The sequence below is a fragment of the Microbulbifer maximicatervae (SeqCode) genome, assembly GCF_052467825.1.
On the sequence record NZ_CP174327.1, the window covers coordinates 47,402 to 62,862 of the forward strand.

At 50.7% G+C, this 15,461-nt stretch carries 17 protein-coding genes; 3 read left to right on the plus strand and 14 right to left on the minus strand.

The annotated features are described in order from the left end of the window. Positions 1 to 75: 75 nt before the first annotated feature. From ACJJII_RS00270 to ACJJII_RS00300, 7 genes are all read right to left on the minus strand, one after another. Complete coding sequence (locus tag ACJJII_RS00270; RefSeq protein WP_444911325.1) at positions 76 to 414, minus strand: hypothetical protein; 339 nt, start codon at positions 412 to 414, stop codon at positions 76 to 78. A gap of 1,310 nt (positions 415 to 1,724) precedes the next feature. Beyond that, a complete protein-coding gene (locus tag ACJJII_RS00275) occupies positions 1,725 to 2,018 on the minus strand; it encodes a hypothetical protein (protein ID WP_444917908.1) in 294 nt (97 codons plus the stop codon). A 489-nt stretch (positions 2,019 to 2,507) separates the two neighbouring features. Further along, on the minus strand, positions 2,508 to 2,813 hold the full coding sequence (locus ACJJII_RS00280) for a hypothetical protein (RefSeq protein WP_413662303.1): 306 nt from the start codon (positions 2,811 to 2,813) through the stop codon (positions 2,508 to 2,510). 94 nt (positions 2,814 to 2,907) lie between these two features. Further along, the gene (locus ACJJII_RS00285; protein WP_444917909.1) at positions 2,908 to 3,207 is read right to left on the minus strand and encodes a hypothetical protein; all 300 of its coding nucleotides are present in this window, start codon (positions 3,205 to 3,207) and stop codon (positions 2,908 to 2,910) included. Between the two features lie 96 nt (positions 3,208 to 3,303). Then, complete coding sequence (locus ACJJII_RS00290) at positions 3,304 to 3,603, minus strand: hypothetical protein (protein WP_444917910.1); 300 nt, start codon at positions 3,601 to 3,603, stop codon at positions 3,304 to 3,306. Positions 3,604 to 4,005: 402 nt separating this feature from the next. Then, positions 4,006 to 4,233, minus strand: a complete 228-nt coding sequence (locus ACJJII_RS00295; protein ID WP_444917911.1) for a hypothetical protein — start codon at positions 4,231 to 4,233, stop codon at positions 4,006 to 4,008. Between the two features lie 276 nt (positions 4,234 to 4,509). Further along, a complete protein-coding gene (locus ACJJII_RS00300; protein WP_444917912.1) occupies positions 4,510 to 5,157 on the minus strand; it encodes a hypothetical protein in 648 nt (215 codons plus the stop codon). 395 nt (positions 5,158 to 5,552) lie between these two features. Here ACJJII_RS00300 and ACJJII_RS00305 point away from each other — a divergent pair, with 395 nt between their 5' ends. After that, positions 5,553 to 6,632, plus strand: coding sequence for an integron integrase (locus ACJJII_RS00305; RefSeq protein WP_444917913.1), 1,080 nt, complete (start codon positions 5,553 to 5,555; stop codon positions 6,630 to 6,632). 59 nt (positions 6,633 to 6,691) lie between these two features. On the opposite strand, the gene aroC is transcribed toward ACJJII_RS00305, so the two are convergent. Together aroC and prmB are read right to left on the minus strand one after the other, a co-directional pair. Next, on the minus strand, positions 6,692 to 7,768 hold the full coding sequence (gene aroC / locus ACJJII_RS00310) for a chorismate synthase (protein WP_444917914.1): 1,077 nt from the start codon (positions 7,766 to 7,768) through the stop codon (positions 6,692 to 6,694). 173 nt (positions 7,769 to 7,941) lie between these two features. Continuing rightward, complete coding sequence (prmB, locus tag ACJJII_RS00315) at positions 7,942 to 8,865, minus strand: 50S ribosomal protein L3 N(5)-glutamine methyltransferase (RefSeq protein ID WP_444893090.1); 924 nt, start codon at positions 8,863 to 8,865, stop codon at positions 7,942 to 7,944. A gap of 342 nt (positions 8,866 to 9,207) precedes the next feature. On the opposite strand from prmB, the gene folE reads away from it, so the two are divergent. Both folE and ACJJII_RS00325 read left to right on the plus strand, forming a co-directional pair. Continuing rightward, positions 9,208 to 9,750: a GTP cyclohydrolase I FolE gene (gene folE / locus ACJJII_RS00320; protein ID WP_282933775.1), complete on the plus strand. Its 543-nt coding sequence runs from the start codon at positions 9,208 to 9,210 to the stop codon at positions 9,748 to 9,750. A gap of 54 nt (positions 9,751 to 9,804) precedes the next feature. Further along, the gene (locus ACJJII_RS00325) at positions 9,805 to 10,149 is read left to right on the plus strand and encodes a 5-carboxymethyl-2-hydroxymuconate Delta-isomerase (protein WP_282933776.1); all 345 of its coding nucleotides are present in this window, start codon (positions 9,805 to 9,807) and stop codon (positions 10,147 to 10,149) included. Here the strand turns inward: ACJJII_RS00325 and ACJJII_RS00330 are convergent. The 5 genes from ACJJII_RS00330 to htpG all read right to left on the minus strand — a co-directional run bounded on the left by ACJJII_RS00330 (position 10,146) and on the right by htpG (position 15,418). Next, positions 10,146 to 11,078: an alpha/beta fold hydrolase gene (locus tag ACJJII_RS00330; protein ID WP_444917915.1), complete on the minus strand. Its 933-nt coding sequence runs from the start codon at positions 11,076 to 11,078 to the stop codon at positions 10,146 to 10,148. The genes ACJJII_RS00325 and ACJJII_RS00330 overlap by 4 nt on opposite strands. 68 nt (positions 11,079 to 11,146) lie before the next feature. Further along, positions 11,147 to 11,599, minus strand: coding sequence for a phosphohistidine phosphatase SixA (sixA, locus tag ACJJII_RS00335; RefSeq protein WP_444896453.1), 453 nt, complete (start codon positions 11,597 to 11,599; stop codon positions 11,147 to 11,149). 125 nt (positions 11,600 to 11,724) lie between these two features. Then, entirely contained in the window at positions 11,725 to 12,207 is a 483-nt protein-coding gene (locus ACJJII_RS00340) for a DUF4389 domain-containing protein (RefSeq protein ID WP_282933779.1), read from the minus strand. Positions 12,208 to 12,220: 13 nt separating this feature from the next. Then, entirely contained in the window at positions 12,221 to 13,252 is a 1,032-nt protein-coding gene (locus ACJJII_RS00345) for an NAD(P)H-dependent glycerol-3-phosphate dehydrogenase (protein WP_413662953.1), read from the minus strand. Positions 13,253 to 13,498: 246 nt separating this feature from the next. Continuing rightward, a complete protein-coding gene (gene htpG / locus ACJJII_RS00350; RefSeq protein ID WP_444917916.1) occupies positions 13,499 to 15,418 on the minus strand; it encodes a molecular chaperone HtpG in 1,920 nt (639 codons plus the stop codon). Between the last annotated feature and the right edge of the window lie 43 nt (positions 15,419 to 15,461).

Sequence of the window (15,461 nt, forward strand, 5' to 3'; positions counted from 1 at the left end):
TAACGCCGTGCACACTGGCAAGCGAAACGCAGTGTAGCTTGTCCGAGCGGCGCAGCCGCGCTGTGCTGCACTTTGTTATGTGTTGACTGAGTTATCATTTAAATACGCTTCTACTTCTAGGCTGATTAGCCCCGGACATCCAGCTTTTAACCAATTCTCGAACTCTTGGTAGCGTGGTGCGTATATTTTACCATTATCATTTACCACGCTTTGTACGAAACCATAGCTGATGACGAATCGCAAATGATCGATAGCACATCCACGCAACTCTTTTTCTTCTAACGTCAGCCTTGTTTCATCACCATCATAATCCCTCAAAGGAATCGTGTATTGGGATTCCTCTAGCAATAGATCAAGAAGGTCCTGTCTTCTTTCACTTTCGTACAAGGCTTTAATTTGGTTCGAATCGATCATGGGTGACCTTACACATAACGTTGCCAACAAGGGCGGCCGAAGCGTAGCGTAGGCCGTCCAGCCCAGCTCATAGCTGGGCGAGCTTGCTTGGCCTGGTTATGTGCTGCTGTGTCATCCATGGCTTCCAGACTTCAACATAGATTCAAATAAAATTATTAAAAAAGCGCCACTTATAACTGGTAAAATTATTCCGGAGATAAGAAAAATAACAGCCAATGAGTGACTACCCATTTTATAGCGTCTATAACCCTCCATGAACGGATACAAGAAGAATCCTATTAGCACGCTATACAAGATGAACTCCGGGACCTTCAGTAAAGCTCCGCCCCCTAACCTTTCTAGGCCCAGGAGATAGATTATTGGATAAAGCAAACCGGCCATGACAAAAACAACTATTAGGTAAAGCCATTTACTCAAAGTTCATATCTCTTCGTTGAAGCACATAACGCTCTCAATAACCGGCAGACCGCGCGAAGCGTGGGCTGTCCGGCGGAAGCTGCGTAGCAGCTGGAGCGAAGTTGATTGACTTGTTAATTGTATACCGCTCAATGTATGTGACCAACTTGCCAAATGAAATGAGAATGCTCTTTATAAGGTTGGCCATTGTAGTCTCTACCGACACTTGGATGCCCTCCCCAGATTGGTAAGAACAGAAGAATCAACGAAGTGATAGATATGAAAAGCATCAGATATGTATGCAACAGCTTTCCTCTCTTCTTGTACAAGTAAAGCCTACCAGTAATAAGGGTGAAATATGGAATTGCTAACAATATCCCTATAACTCCAATCATATTACCTGCTAGATAAACCGCCAAAGCTAGCGATACAATCAAGGCATTTCTCTTAATCAATAGCTCTGTCCCTTCATACAATTAACGCCTGCAGCAACGGCCGTAATGTAGCAGCGAAGCTGCGGAATGGAGGTCCAGCCCCGAAGGGGCGCTGTTGCCTGCATTTGTTAAAGTGCTATTGCTTGAATTCACTGCCTTACCTATTTTTTAATGAAACTATATAAGAGCAAACCAGCGAAGACGCAGGGGTAAACAAAGATAAAGTAATAAATCCCTGTGAAGAAGCCAAGAAGAGGCGCTGCCCATATATCCCGACCAGTAATTGTGTCAGATAGTACTGCGTAAATTGTGGCTATGACCATTGCTAGTATGAGCAAGGCCCCACAAATAATAAACGCTCTACTCGCTGCTCTCCTGATCATAGTTGCACTTTAACGCCGCCAACACGGGCCGAAATGAAGCAGCGAAGCTGCGGAATGTAGGTCCAGCCAGCTTTGCTGGCGTCCGTGCTTGGCTTTGTTAAGCATGCCTTTTTGCCTTGCGCTTAATTAGTTTTTTTACCGCAATGTTAATTGCATAAAAAGGGGCACACCAAAGTAAACCAACCACCCCACCAAAAAGAAATTTTGCGGCTCCCAACACCCCGGGACTGTAGTCTGGATCAAGAAGTATCAAGACCTCCATTGAGAGAATACCACCAAACCAAACTAAGATGACGCCAGCGAGTAGGCCACGCAAAGCATAGCGATATGCCAAGTACGCAGAACCTCCGTAGATGGTTAGCAACATTGTTAGATCAATAGCCTGGACCATATTTCTCTCTGGTGCTTAACGCCGCTAGCAAGGGCAGCCGAAGCAACGCGTAGGCTGTCCAGCCCAGCCCCGAAGGGGTTGGGCGAGCTTGCCTAGCCTGGTTATGGCTGGCGCGCTCGAGACCGACTACTAGCACTTTGCCAGCCATAGTTTGGCTGGCCGCTGCCCAATATTTACGAGGGAAGAATACCGCACTTTCCCTAACCAATTCCTATCTTACTGGCAATCCGAGAAATTGCAGCGGACTGCCCCTTTTTACAACACCCGAGCGAACACTCTTGGAGCGAAACTGCCTGAATAGCAATCAGTAAAATTGCTCAATACCAGATGCTATTTAGTGGCACGAAACCTTCAGTTACCACGAAAAATCAATAAAACCGACCGCCACAATAACGCCGCCATTTGCGGCCGTAATGTAGGCGCGAAGCGCCGAAATGGAGGTCCAGCACCAGCTTGCTGGTGCGATGCAACATGGCCTTGTTATGTGTTTTAGGTGGCATATGCGTAGAACCAAAAACTAAGAGCCAAGCATAGAACAACCGGAACCAATATTAGGCCCACAACCTTAATTGGGATTTCAGCTACGGGATGTCTATATTTTTGCCGACGACCAAATACTTCTGTATGAGTTCGCAATCCAAATGGCGCGAACACCATGAAATATGTCGTAGAGCCAACTGCAATTGAAAAAGCTAGCCAGCCAAAGACATTGGAAACAGTTACCTCTTCAATTGAGTACATCCTGGCAATAAATATCACCGAGACAAAAATTAATGCAAGGCTAATGTTCTTCATCTGTACTTACACATAACGCCGGCCACACAGGCGAGCGCTTTCAGCGAGTCCAGCCAAATGCGTTTTTTGCATTTGGCGATTGTGCTGGCCCTTGTTAACTGCGGTCATCTTCGAAAGCTTCCGCGTTGAGGGAATATGCAAGTTCAGAGCATATTGACATAGGAACCCCGCTGGTCAGTAGAACACCATTCTCCAGGCTTATATTGCCAACTTTATCCCCGCCTTCTAGATAGAAAGCTATGCCTTCACCAGAGAAAAGAACCTCCTCATTGGTAAAAGGGTTAGTTCCTTTCTTATCAGGAGCTTGCTCGAGGGCTTGATGACTGGAGATTATGCTACTCCATTGAGCAAGCTGTATATCACCATCGCTTTTGATGATTTTGCCGAAGTCCATTTTATCTCCTGGAAAGTTAACGCCCGCAGCACCGGAGGTCCAGCACACGAAGTGTGCGATTGTGCCTGCGTTTGTTAAGTGACTCACATATAGTTACTAAATACGCCACCATACCTCATCACCAGATACACATAGCATTACGTCTTTAAATACACCTTTATCCGACATACGCACCAATCGCAGTTTTAAGTTATCAATTTCGACAAAGGTATCTTCTGATTCTTCAGAATCGAATTCTTCGGTTTCTATAAATCGCTGAGCTCTTTCAAAGAGATTACGGTATTCATCAAAAGCCGGAGTTGGAACCAACACACCTATGAACCAAGGCTGATCAAGGTCTGTTTGTGTTAAGTCGGCCAACTTTTCGTCTTCGTTGTATAGTTCCCAGATATTCATTTTTCACTTAACGTTGCCAACAAGGGCGGCCGAAGCGTAGCGTAGGCCGTCCAGCCCAGCTCATAGCTGGGCGAGCTTGCTTGGCCTGGTTATGTGCTGCTGTGTCATCCATGGCTTCCAGACTTCAACATAGATTCAAATAAAATTATTAAAAAAGCGCCACTTATAACTGGTAAAATTATTCCGGAGATAAGAAAAATAACAGCCAATGAGTGACTACCCATTTTATAGCGTCTATAACCCTCCATGAACGGATACAAGAAGAATCCTATTAGCACGCTATACAAGATGAACTCCGGGACCTTCAGTAAAGCTCCGCCCCCTAACCTTTCTAGGCCCAGGAGATAGATTATTGGATAAAGCAAACCGGCCATGACAAAAACAACTATTAGGTAAAGCCATTTACTCAAAGTTCATATCTCTTCGTTGAAGCACATAACGTTGCCAACAGGGGCAGCCGGAGCGTTTGCGTGCGAAGCGCGCCGCGTAGGCTGTCCAGCCTAGCCCCATAGGGGCTGGGCGAGCCTGCTTGGCCTGGTTATAGCTGGCGCGCGCTGAACGACCTACTTGCTCTTTGTCAGCCAACTTTGGCTGGCCACTGCCCGATAAATTTACTGGGAAAAATACCATACTTTCCCCACCAGTTAACTAACTGACTGGCACTTCACAATGGTGCAACTGACTTGCAGGGCTTGTTGACTTAAAACGACGGCACTTGATCGAAACTGCGGTGCCAGCTTGCAGGAAAACTTTCTGGCGAAGCGTGTTCAGGTATAGATTGTTACTTGCAGCAACTACAAACCATCTAAAAATTGACCGCCACAATAACGTTGCCAACAGGGGCGGCCGAAGCAGCGCGTAGGCCGTCCAGCCCAGCTATCAGCTGGGCGAGCCTGCTTGGCCTAGTTATGTGTTTTCAATACCTGCCCATGACTGGCCGTTTACTAACTTGACCTCTACACTAATCTCTTCAAATTCTGGAGAATAATCTTCAATATGAATAAAGTCAGTGGAAATTTTATTACCTGACTCATCTTGAAGCATCAACTCCAGATCATCTCTCTTTTGATAATACTCATCATATTGCTCGCTGGCGAATAGCTTAAAAACACTTTTTACTTTTTGATAGTCAGGACCTTGTATAAAACGTCCATGAACCATGCCCACACCTAAATCAGCATGCTCCAGCCTCGATTGACCTATGTAAAAATCTTTTGAAAGTATGTAGTAATTCATGTGGCCACATAACGTTGCCAACAGGGGCAGCCGGAGCGTTTGGCGTGCGAAGCGCGCTGCGTAGGCTGTCCAGCCTAGCCCCACAGGGGCTGGGCGAGCCTGCTTGGCCTGGTTATAGCTGGCGCGCACTGAACAACCTACTTGCTCTCTGCCAGCCAACTTTGGCTGGCCACTGCTCAATATTTGCGAAGAAAGAATACCGCACTTTCCCCAACCAATTCCTATCTTACTGGCACTCCACGAAATTGCTGCGGACTGCCTCTTTTTACAACATCTGAGCGAACGCTCTAGGAGCGAAACTGCTTGAATAGCAATCAATAAAAACTGCTCAATACTGGCTGCTATTTAGTGGCGCTAAACTTTCAGTTACTACGAAAAATCAATAAAATCGACCGCCACAATAACAGTTAATTCAAAAGAAGCATCTTTATATCACCCTTCTATATAATTCTACTCACTTCTTTCAAGATAACCTTAAAAACCCAATAATATCAAAAAGTTAAGAACTTTGGCATATTTCTCAACAGGTAGATATATAGCAGGCGCTATATATCTACCTGCTTTTTCTGCTCTTTATAACATTACCAACCCTATAAAAATCAAAGAGATAGATCGTCACCTCCAGAAATAGGAGAAGCTTCTCTTGAATTCTGATATTGACAGCAAGACAAAAGAGTAAACACTGTATATAAAAACAGTCTAAGGGCAATATCATGGACGACATTCGCCACAAAATCCCAGGTAAGCCTGAACGATTTATGGACAATCTGCGATTTCATATTCGAAAACAAGGACTATCGTACCGAACAGAGCAAACTTACACCCATTGGATTAAACGCTTTATTCATTTCAATAAAAAGAAGCACCCTGACGATATGGGAGCTGTTGAGATTGAGACGTTTCTCTCTCACCTTGCAGTTCAGGGCCTTTGCTCAGCAAATACACAGCGAATAGCTCTGAACGCTTTGATATATCTGTACAAGAGATTCTTAGGTAGGGATATTCAAGCATTGGACTTTAAACTGGCAAAACAACAAAAGTACTTGCCTGTGGTTTATAGCCGTAGAGAAATATCAGCAATTTTGGATCATATTGAAGGCACTTACAGATTACAGGTTGAGCTAATGTACGGTAGCGGCCTTCGCAGCGCCGAACTGCTTTCTTTGCGTATAAAGGATATAGACTTCGACAGCAATAATATTTTTGTTCGAGGTGGTAAGGGGGATAAGGATCGCACTACGATATTACCTAATGGGTTAATTGTGCAGCTACATAGGCAGGTGGAGTCTGTTTCCCTATTACACCAACAAGATCTTTTGGCTGGTTTTGGTTCGGTTTATTTACCTAACGCTTTGGAACGAAAGTATCCAAGTGCAAGCCGACAACTGGCTTGGCAATACCTTTTCCCTTCCAGCACCATCGGCCAATGTCCTCGCTCCGGTGAAAACAGAAGGCACCATATGCACGCGTCAACTTTAGCGCGCCAGGTTCGTATAGCTGTCAAGCTAGCGGGAGTCAACAAACCGGCTCGTTGCCATGCATTTCGCCATAGCTTTGCGACTCACTTGCTCGAAGCGGGTTATGACCTGCGCACGATTCAGGAACTGCTAGGGCATTCGGATGTTAGTACTACTGAAATTTATACCCATGTCGTTAATCGGGGAAATAAAGGCGTTTTAAGCCCTTCAGACCGACTGCGCAACATTAATAAAATTGAGGAGGCTGGAGCTAACTATTTTGTTGGGAGCAAGGTGGGGGAAGCCCAGGGGCTTGGCTTATTGGCTGCATCTTAGTAGCGAAGAGATTGGATACCGGGCTTTCGCCGGTATCCAATAGAAAAAAGCCGATCGAATTATCCCGGTGTTACATCTCCGTTTTGCGCGCGGTGGCGCAGTGCGTGATCGATCAGAACCAGGGCCATCATGGCTTCGGCGATAGGCGTTGCTCGAATACCAACACAGGGGTCGTGGCGGCCTTTGGTAACGACTTCAATGGGATTGCCGGAGCGGTCAACGCTGCGGCCGGGAATGCGCAAACTGGAAGTCGGCTTCAGGGCGATATGGGCAATGACGTCCTGGCCACTGGAAATACCACCCAAGACACCCCCAGCATTATTCGACAGGAACCCCTCTTCTGGAGTGATTTCATCTCGGTGCTCAGTGCCCTTCTGCTCCACGCTGTCAAAGCCAGCTCCAATTTCCACGCCTTTTACCGCGTTAATACTCATTAAGCCGTGGGCCAGATCTGCATCCAGGCGATCAAAAATAGGTTCACCCAGTCCGGCTGGGACGCCGCTGGCGTGTACTGAGATACGCGCACCGATGGAGTTCCCCTCTTTGATCAGCTCCTGCATATAGGTCTCCATGTCGGGGACCCGATCGGCATCCGGGCAAAAGAAGGGGTTTTGTTCTACCTGATCCCAATCCAGTTTTTGTACTTTAATCGGGCCCAATTGCGAGAGATAACCGCGCACTTCAATGCCGTATTTTTGTTTCAGCCATTTTTTGGCGATGGCCCCAGCGGCAACCCGCATGGCAGTTTCACGGGCGGAGGATCGGCCACCCCCACGGTAGTCGCGGATGCCGTATTTTTGCCAATAGGTGAAATCGGCATGGGCTGGCCTTACTTGTTCAGCGATATTGCTGTAGTCCTTGGAGCGCTGGTCGGTATTTTCAATCAACAGGCCAATGGGCGTGCCGGTGGTTTTTCCCTCGAAAACACCGGAAAGGATTTTTACCTGGTCGGGTTCGCGGCGCTGGGTGGTATAACGGGAGGTGCCGGGCTTGCGGCGGTCCAGCTCTCGCTGAATTTCTTCTTCACTAATCTCCAGACCCGGAGGGCATCCATCGACGATACAACCGAGCGCGGGGCCGTGGCTTTCGCCAAAGGTGGTGACACAAAACAGCTTGCCAAAGGTATTGCCCGACATAGACGACTTTTCCAGCTAGTAGGTGGTAAAACAGGATGGCCCACAATAGGGGCGCGCATTATAAATGATCTGCCCGCCCCAGTGCGCAGACTGGGGCAAAAAGCACAAGTGTCCGCAGAACCGGGCTTGTACCCATAACCCGGCAACCGAGATTGCCGGGGAGGCAAAAGGAATTATTCCTTTTCGAAGTAGGGTTGATAGGCGAGTAGTTCTTCCCGGCTGATTGCAAAGACACCGTGGCCACCATCCTCAAACTCGGGCCACATAAACGGCACCTCCGGGAAGGCTTTTTCCAGGGCTTCCCAGCTATTGCCCACTTCGCAGATCAACAGGCCGTCGGGCTGTAAGTGGTTGGCAGCCTCGCGCAGCAGGCGGCGGGTAAAATCGAGACCGTCATCACCAGAGCCCAGGGCTATATCCGGCTCAGCGTGGTATTCCTTGGGCATTTCGGCCAGATCGTGGGCATCGACATAGGGCGGGTTGCACACGATCAACTCATAACTCATACCGTGCAGGCCGGAAAATAGGTCCGACTGCACTGCGCGCACGCGTTCGTTCAACTCATGACGATTGATATTGATCTGTGCAACTTCGATCGCGTCCTCGGAAATATCGCTCACATCGACACGCGCTTCCGGGAAGGCCTCGGCGCAGGCGATACCGATACAGCCGCTACCACAACAGAGGTCCAGAATCGCCAGGGGCTCAACATTGAGCCAGGGCTGGAAGTTGTGGCGAATCATCTCGCCAATCGGTGAACGGGGTACCAGTACCCGCTCGTCCACATAAAATGTCATATCGCAGAAATGCGCTTCCTTGGTCAGGTAGGCCGCCGGTACCCGCTCGCTAAAGCGCCGCTCCAGGATAGTGAGTACGTCGCGGCGCTCCTCCATGGTCAAACGGGCCTGGAGTATCTCCGGCTTACTGTAAGGGGGGAGATGCAGGGCGTGGGTCACCAGTAAAACGGCCTCGTCCCAGGCGTTGTCGGTGCCATGGCCGTAGTAGAGGTCGGCCTCATTGAATCGGCTGGTCCCCCAGCGGATATAGTCCAAAACCGTGGTCAGTTCGTGGAGGCTTGTTTCACGCCTTTCTATCATCAATCTATCCTTAAGTGCTTTGTATCTCGTCGGGGCCCACTATCACTAGCAGGTGCCCTCTGTTGTTGCTGCAGAGGGGCCAATCAATGCCCGGGGAGTGTAGTTTGCTCACACCAAATAAGCGACGAGTAAGGTTAAGTGGCCATTTTACAGCGGCTACCTAAAGGCCCTAAGCCATTTTTCCGCCCAACTTCGCTCCGCCCTGCTAACAAAATAGCCTTCGTCAGTGGTCGTCAAATAACAGCTAACAAGCTCCTCGGGCCGCGTGGATCTTTACTCTCGGGTTACAAACGCTTAGGGTAGCGCACCCGCCCTTCGGGCTGAGATGTTGGAAAGAGCAGCATGAACGAACATTACGCGCGAATTATTGAAGCAATCGGCGAAGATCCGCAACGCCCTGGGCTCAAAGACACCCCGGAGCGCGCCGCCAAAGCCATGGAATACCTGACCCGCGGCTATAAACAGACCGTGGAAGATGTAGTCAACGACGCGCTCTTCCCGTCCGACTGCAGCGAAATGGTGTTGGTTAAGGATATCGAACTCTACTCCCTGTGTGAGCACCACCTGCTGCCGTTTATCGGCCGCGCCCACGTAGCCTATATTCCCAATGGCAAGGTCGTTGGCCTGTCCAAGGTAGCACGCATTGTGGATATGTTTGCGCGCCGCCTGCAGATCCAGGAGCAGCTGACCGTAGAAATCGCCGAGACCCTGCAAAACGTTACCGGTGCTGCCGGTGTCGGCGTGATCATCGAAGCCAAGCATATGTGCATGATGATGCGCGGTGTGGAAAAACAGAACTCTGTGATGAAGACTTCGGCTATGCTCGGTACTTTCCGCAGCAACCAGGCCACCCGCAACGAGTTCCTCTCCCTGCTGCGCCAGTAAACGCCACAGGTACCCAGCGGCCACCAGGGCCGCTTTGACCGAGGAGTGACCGCTATGCCTCACCTGATCATAGAGTATGCGAAAAATCTGGAAGAGAAGATTTCTGTCGCTGCACTGGTCAGCTCGGCTCAGGAGGCGATGCACCGTTCCGGTTTGTTCGCCTCCCACAATATCAAGACCCGCGCCAAGTCCTACGACCAATTTATCGCTGGGGACAATGGCAACAGCTTTATCCACGCAGAGATCCGCTTGCTTGAAGGGCGCTCTACGCGGGAAAGGGAGGCATTGAGCTCGGCGGTTTTTAACAGCCTGTGCCAATTTGCCGAGGGAGTTCCCGCAGTCTCGGTAGAGGTGCGGGAGATGGATGCCAGCTGCTATTCCAAGCGGGTTCCCTTCTAAGCGGTTTCACCGCGCAAGAAAGGCCCAAACCACTCTGCAATCGCCTGGGCACCACTCTCCTCCAGGTGTAAGTGGTGGCTTCCGGGAATCTCACGCGCCTCAATACCCGGAAACTCTTGCAGTACAGGGCGCAGGCGCTTGAGCATATCTGCGATACCGTCTTCAGCGAGAACCAACTGCACCGGCATCTTCAATCGGGATAAGTAAGCTTTAATCTGTGGCTCATTGAGCTTGGCCGTGGAAGCCGCCATCAGCCGGGGATCATTACTCCACATATAGCCACCCTCCACTTCCCGGGTGCCCCGCTCGGTCAATACCTGCGCAGCCCACTCAGTTAGCGGAAACATGCCATTCTTGCGCGCTTCGACCGCCTCTTCGAAGGTACCGTAAACCCGCAGCTTGCGCGTGCCGTAACGGGCTCTCTGGGCAATAGCTTTGGCCAGGTTCTCCGGAGCCGTTTCATCTTCGGTGGAGGGAGGTACCAGGCCATCGATCAGTGCCAGGCGCTTTACCCGATCGGGAAAAGCACCAGCGGTTATCACCCCGGCGATAGCACCTCGGGAGTGCGCCACAATGGAGAACTTGCGCCAGCCGAGCGCGTGCACCGCCCCAAAAATATCTTCCGCCTCTTCCCAGATGTTGTAGTTGGCATCGAGTGAGCGGTGATAGCTGCGTCCGTGGCCCGGCATATCTATCGCTACCAGATTAATTCCGCTGAGCAGGGGAGCCAGCCGACTGAAGGTGGCACAGTTATCCAACCAGCCGTGAAGAGCAATTACCGGCTCTCCCTCTGGATCGCCCCACTGGCGTGCAGCAATCGACTTGTGATCAAACTCAAGGGTGATTTCACGGGGAGTGATTTGATTTATCGCCAAAGTGATATCCACCGGATAGTGACTAAAAACAGGTGGTGAAATGGTGCGGCCCACCAACAACATCCGCAATGACAGTTGTGATCAGCGCAATAGGGATTTACTGGCAGACACAACCGGAAAAATTACTCTGCGTGCTGCAACCACTCCAGGTCAGCGCAGCCATTAGCCCATACATCCGCACTAACGCAGGCGAGGCTGGAAGTGCCCATCGGGTGCTCGTTACCGCTGCCACAGAGGCCATTGAGCAGGCTGCCGACCAGAGGCTGGTGACTAACCAGCAGAAGCGGAAAGGTATCCTGGGTTTGCAAATGATCGAGCAGTTGCTGTGGGTAAGTATTGCCGATGAGCAGCGGTTCGGTAATAACGGGCAACCCCAACTGGGCGGCAGCAATCTCAGCGGTTTCCTGGGTGCGTACAAATGGGCTGGCCCAAATAGCCTTTACCGCTGCCAGTTCCTCGGCGCGCTTTTTACAAACCTGTGCAACCTGCCTGCGCCCGCGCTCTGTCAGGGCTCTTTCTGCATCATTGGCGAGCATGGGCTCGGCTTTACCGTGACGCAAAATAAACAGCTGCATGGGGCTTCCTCAAGGGTAGGTTGTGACTTTGTTGATATCTGCGGGAATATTCACAGGGAGGGCAGCAGATATTTATCCGGTGCCCACGGATAAGGCACCGGATAAATTAGCGATAGGAAAAGCGATCAGTTCTTGTCGACAGGTTTGTCGGCGTCGTCGGCACTTTCCTCAACCAGCTCGGGCTTTTCACTGCTCTCGGGCTCGGAGCTACCCAGGATAATGGCATCCTCGGCTTCGTCTTCAGCCTTGTCCTTTTCACGCTTTACTTCCGTAGAAACCACTTCTGCAGAAACATCTTCGGCGCCCTCGTAACCGGACAAATCTTCTACTTCAGATTCAGGCCACTCGGCAAACGGGAAAGGTTTTTCGTCGGAGTTGTAGATCAGGAACTGGATCGCCTGGTAAACATAGGAGGCGAGCTGATCGCCAAAGCGACGCAGATTATCGTTGGATTTCCCACTGATAATCGAAAACAGGAATTGCAGTATCACTACCGCCATCAGTAACCACGCGGCAACCTGAAGGCACACTGCAAACAGCACCATATAGATAAGGCGCACCCACTGGTTGCCGGAAGTAAGATTGCGCTTTAGATCGTCATTTTTCATATGAGGCTTCCATTTAAGGCTTGGCCGAGTAGGCCACATCAAAAGTTTGTGCGCCCGACATCAAATTGCGAATCACCTCAGGAATCGGCCGCTGTTCAAATAATATGGCGTGAATCGCGGAAACCAAGGGCATGTAGACACCCATTTCGTCCGCTTTCTGTTTAATCAGACGAACCGTATTCACACCTTCGGCCACCTGACCAATTTCTGCGACAGCCTGATCGAGCGGCTTGCCCTTACCGACCATATACCCCACCCGGTAATTTCGGCTGAGATCTGAGGAACAGGTCAAAATCAAGTCGCCAACACCAGCGAGGCCGATAAACGTCATGGGATCGGCACCCATCGCTTCGGCAAAACGCATCATTTCTGCCAGGGAGCGGGTGATCAATAAACTGATGGTATTTTGCCCGCGCTCCAGTGCCGCAGCCATACCAGTGATGATCGCGTAAATATTTTTTAGCGCACCGGCAAGCTCTACTCCAAACACATCACTACTGGAATAAACCCGGAAAGTCTCCGAGTGCAGTGCCGATTGAATCGCTTTGCAAAGTGCCTCATCTTCACTGGCCACCACCGTTGCAGTGTAGTGCCCCGCAACAATTTCTTTTGCAAAATTTGGTCCGCTCAAGACCCCGACACGCATGTCGGTGGTTTCCTCGCGCAGGATATCGCTCATTAAGTGGAAGTTGTCGTGCTCGATTCCCTTAGTGGTGGAGATCAGCATGGTGCCCGGCGCCAACAACGGGGCTACTTTTTTTACCACCTCGCGAAAGGATTTACTGGGTATCGCGACAAAAACGATACTGCAACCATCGACCGCTTGCTCCAGGTCGCTGGTAAGTTGTAATTCCGGGTGCAGCGGCACGCCGGGCAGGTATTTATGGTTTTCTCGAGTGTCGCGACACTCAGCCGCCGTCTCCGCATTGCGCATCCACTGGCGGGTGTCGTGGCCGTTGCCCGCCACAATGTTAGCAATCGCGGTTCCGAAACTGCCGCCGCCCAATACGGCAATAGCGAGGGGGTTGGAAGTTTCTTTTTGCATTGTCACACCGATAAAGCTTCTTATAAGACTTGCGGATTATAGAGGCATGACCCGCTGAGCCCAATGGGGTCAATTTGTTTTAAACTTCTGCCAATTGTGCGAAACGGCACAGTAAATAGCAAAAACGGCCCTCTGCCTTGACCAACCGATAAAACACCGCTCGATCCGGCAGGGGCCGCTTCTGGGACCAGCAAAATCTAAAACAACTCCGCTGGCCATCACTTAGCACCAATCAATAGCGCTGACTTAGCCGTGCATTTCCAGCAACAGCGTGTTCAGGCGGCGCACATAATCCGCCGGATCTGCCAACTGGTTACCGGCAGCCAGATTAGCCTGGTCCATCAGGATATTGGTGAGGTCCGCAAAACGATCTTCATCCGCCTCCTGGTCCAGACGCTGTACCAGTGGGTGGGACGGATTGATTTCAAAGATCGGCTTGGCATCTGGCAGGGCCTGGCCGGCCTGTTCCAGGATGCGGCGCATTTGCGGGCCCATATCCTGTTCGCTCACCACCAGACACGCTGGGGAGTCCACCAAACGAGTGGTTGCGCGTACGGATTCAACGCGACCTTCCAGAACTTCCTGTACCCGCTCAACCAGGGCACCGGACTCCTGCTCAACTTTTTCGCGCTCAGCTTTGTCTTCGTCGCTCTCGGCTTCACCCAGATCCAGCGCACCTTTGGCCACGTCCTGGAACTGCTTGCCGTCGAACTCGTTCATATGGCCCACGAACCACTCGTCCACCTGATCGGTGAGCAGCAGCACTTCGATACCCTTCTTGCGGAATACTTCCAGGTAGGGGCTGGACTTGGCCGTAGCGAAGTTGTCGGCACACACGTAGTAGATCGCCTTTTGGCCATCCTTCATGCGACCCACATAGTCTTCCAGGGATTGATCCTGTTTCTCGGTATCGGTATGGGTGCTGGCGAAGCGCAGCAGCTTGGCAATTTTCTCTTTGTTGGAGAAATCTTCAGCCGGACCTTCTTTCAATACATTGCCGAACAGATCCCAGAACTTCTGGTATTCATCGCCATCTTTCTTCGCCAATTTATCCAGCATATCCAGAACACGCTTCGTCAGCGCGCTCTTGATCGCATCAGTATTGCGATCTTTTTGCAGGATTTCACGGGATACGTTCAGCGGCAGATCGTTGGAGTCCAGAACACCTTTCACGAAACGCAGGTACAGCGGCAGGAACTGCTCCGCATCGTCCATGATAAAAGTGCGCTGTACATACAGCTTGAGGCCGCGAGCGGCATCACGCTGGTACAGATCAAACGGTGCGCGCGCAGGGATGTATAGCAGGCTGGTGTAATCCTGTTTACCCTCTACGCGGTTGTGGCTCCAGGTTAAGGGATCGTCGAAATCGTGGGAGATATGCTTGTAGAACTCCTTGTACTCCTCAGATTTCACATCGGAGCGGGGACGAGTCCACAGGGCCTGGGCAGCGTTTACTGCTTCAAACTCAGGCGCCTTTTCTTCTTTCGGCTCTTCGCCCTCTTCCGCCGCCGGCATTTCCTCTTTCAGCATTTCCACCGGAATGGCGATGTGATCGGAGTACTTTTTAATGATGGAGCGCAGGCGCCAGTTATCGGCAAACTCTTTCGCTTCTTCTTTCAGGTGCAGAACCACCCGGGTGCCACGCTGGGGCCATTCAACAGTCTCTACGGAGTATTCCGCTTCACCGTGACACTCCCAGTGCACACCCTGGTCGGAACTCAAACCGGCGCGACGAGTGAATACGTCCACTTTGTCAGCGACGATAAAGGCGGAGTAAAAGCCCACACCGAACTGGCCGATCAGGTGCGCATCTTTTTTCTGATCTCCGGTCAGCTGCTGCATAAATGCAGAGGTGCCGGAGCGGGCGATAGTACCGAGGTTTTCGATAACTTCATCGCGGCTCATACCAATACCATTATCGGTAATGGTGAGCGTGCCTTCTTCCTTGTCAAACTCGATGCGAATACGCAGGTCTGCATCTTCGCCAAGTAACTCAGGCTTGGACAGCGATTCAAAACGCAGCTTGTCGGCGGCATCAGAAGCGTTGGATACCAGCTCGCGCAGGAAAATCTCCTTATTGGAGTAGAGCGAGTGAATCATCAGGTGCAGTAGCTGCTTGGCTTCCGTCTGGAATCCATGGCTCTCTTTTTGGGCCTCAACGGTCATCTATTCGGTCTCCCCGTAAACGTCAATCGGAACAGGGAGCAAA

What these genes read in the sequence shown, in the direction of transcription:
- ACJJII_RS00270 (WP_444911325.1), bottom strand. Translation starts at nt 414, where the DNA reads ATGATCGATTCGAACCAAATTAAAGCCTTGTACGAAAGTGAAAGAAGA.
- ACJJII_RS00275 (WP_444917908.1), bottom strand. Translation starts at nt 2,018, where the DNA reads ATGGTCCAGGCTATTGATCTAACAATGTTGCTAACCATCTACGGAGGT.
- ACJJII_RS00280 (WP_413662303.1), bottom strand. Translation starts at nt 2,813, where the DNA reads ATGAAGAACATTAGCCTTGCATTAATTTTTGTCTCGGTGATATTTATT.
- ACJJII_RS00285 (WP_444917909.1), bottom strand. Translation starts at nt 3,207, where the DNA reads ATGGACTTCGGCAAAATCATCAAAAGCGATGGTGATATACAGCTTGCT.
- ACJJII_RS00290 (WP_444917910.1), bottom strand. Translation starts at nt 3,603, where the DNA reads ATGAATATCTGGGAACTATACAACGAAGACGAAAAGTTGGCCGACTTA.
- ACJJII_RS00295 (WP_444917911.1), bottom strand. Translation starts at nt 4,233, where the DNA reads ATGGTATTTTTCCCAGTAAATTTATCGGGCAGTGGCCAGCCAAAGTTG.
- ACJJII_RS00305 (WP_444917913.1), top strand. Translation starts at nt 5,553, where the DNA reads ATGGACGACATTCGCCACAAAATCCCAGGTAAGCCTGAACGATTTATG.
- aroC (WP_444917914.1), bottom strand. Translation starts at nt 7,768, where the DNA reads ATGTCGGGCAATACCTTTGGCAAGCTGTTTTGTGTCACCACCTTTGGC.
- prmB (WP_444893090.1), bottom strand. Translation starts at nt 8,865, where the DNA reads ATGATAGAAAGGCGTGAAACAAGCCTCCACGAACTGACCACGGTTTTG.
- folE (WP_282933775.1), top strand. Translation starts at nt 9,208, where the DNA reads ATGAACGAACATTACGCGCGAATTATTGAAGCAATCGGCGAAGATCCG.
- ACJJII_RS00325 (WP_282933776.1), top strand. Translation starts at nt 9,805, where the DNA reads ATGCCTCACCTGATCATAGAGTATGCGAAAAATCTGGAAGAGAAGATT.
- sixA (WP_444896453.1), bottom strand. Translation starts at nt 11,599, where the DNA reads ATGCAGCTGTTTATTTTGCGTCACGGTAAAGCCGAGCCCATGCTCGCC.
- ACJJII_RS00340 (WP_282933779.1), bottom strand. Translation starts at nt 12,207, where the DNA reads ATGAAAAATGACGATCTAAAGCGCAATCTTACTTCCGGCAACCAGTGG.
- ACJJII_RS00345 (WP_413662953.1), bottom strand. Translation starts at nt 13,252, where the DNA reads ATGCAAAAAGAAACTTCCAACCCCCTCGCTATTGCCGTATTGGGCGGC.
- htpG (WP_444917916.1), bottom strand. Translation starts at nt 15,418, where the DNA reads ATGACCGTTGAGGCCCAAAAAGAGAGCCATGGATTCCAGACGGAAGCC.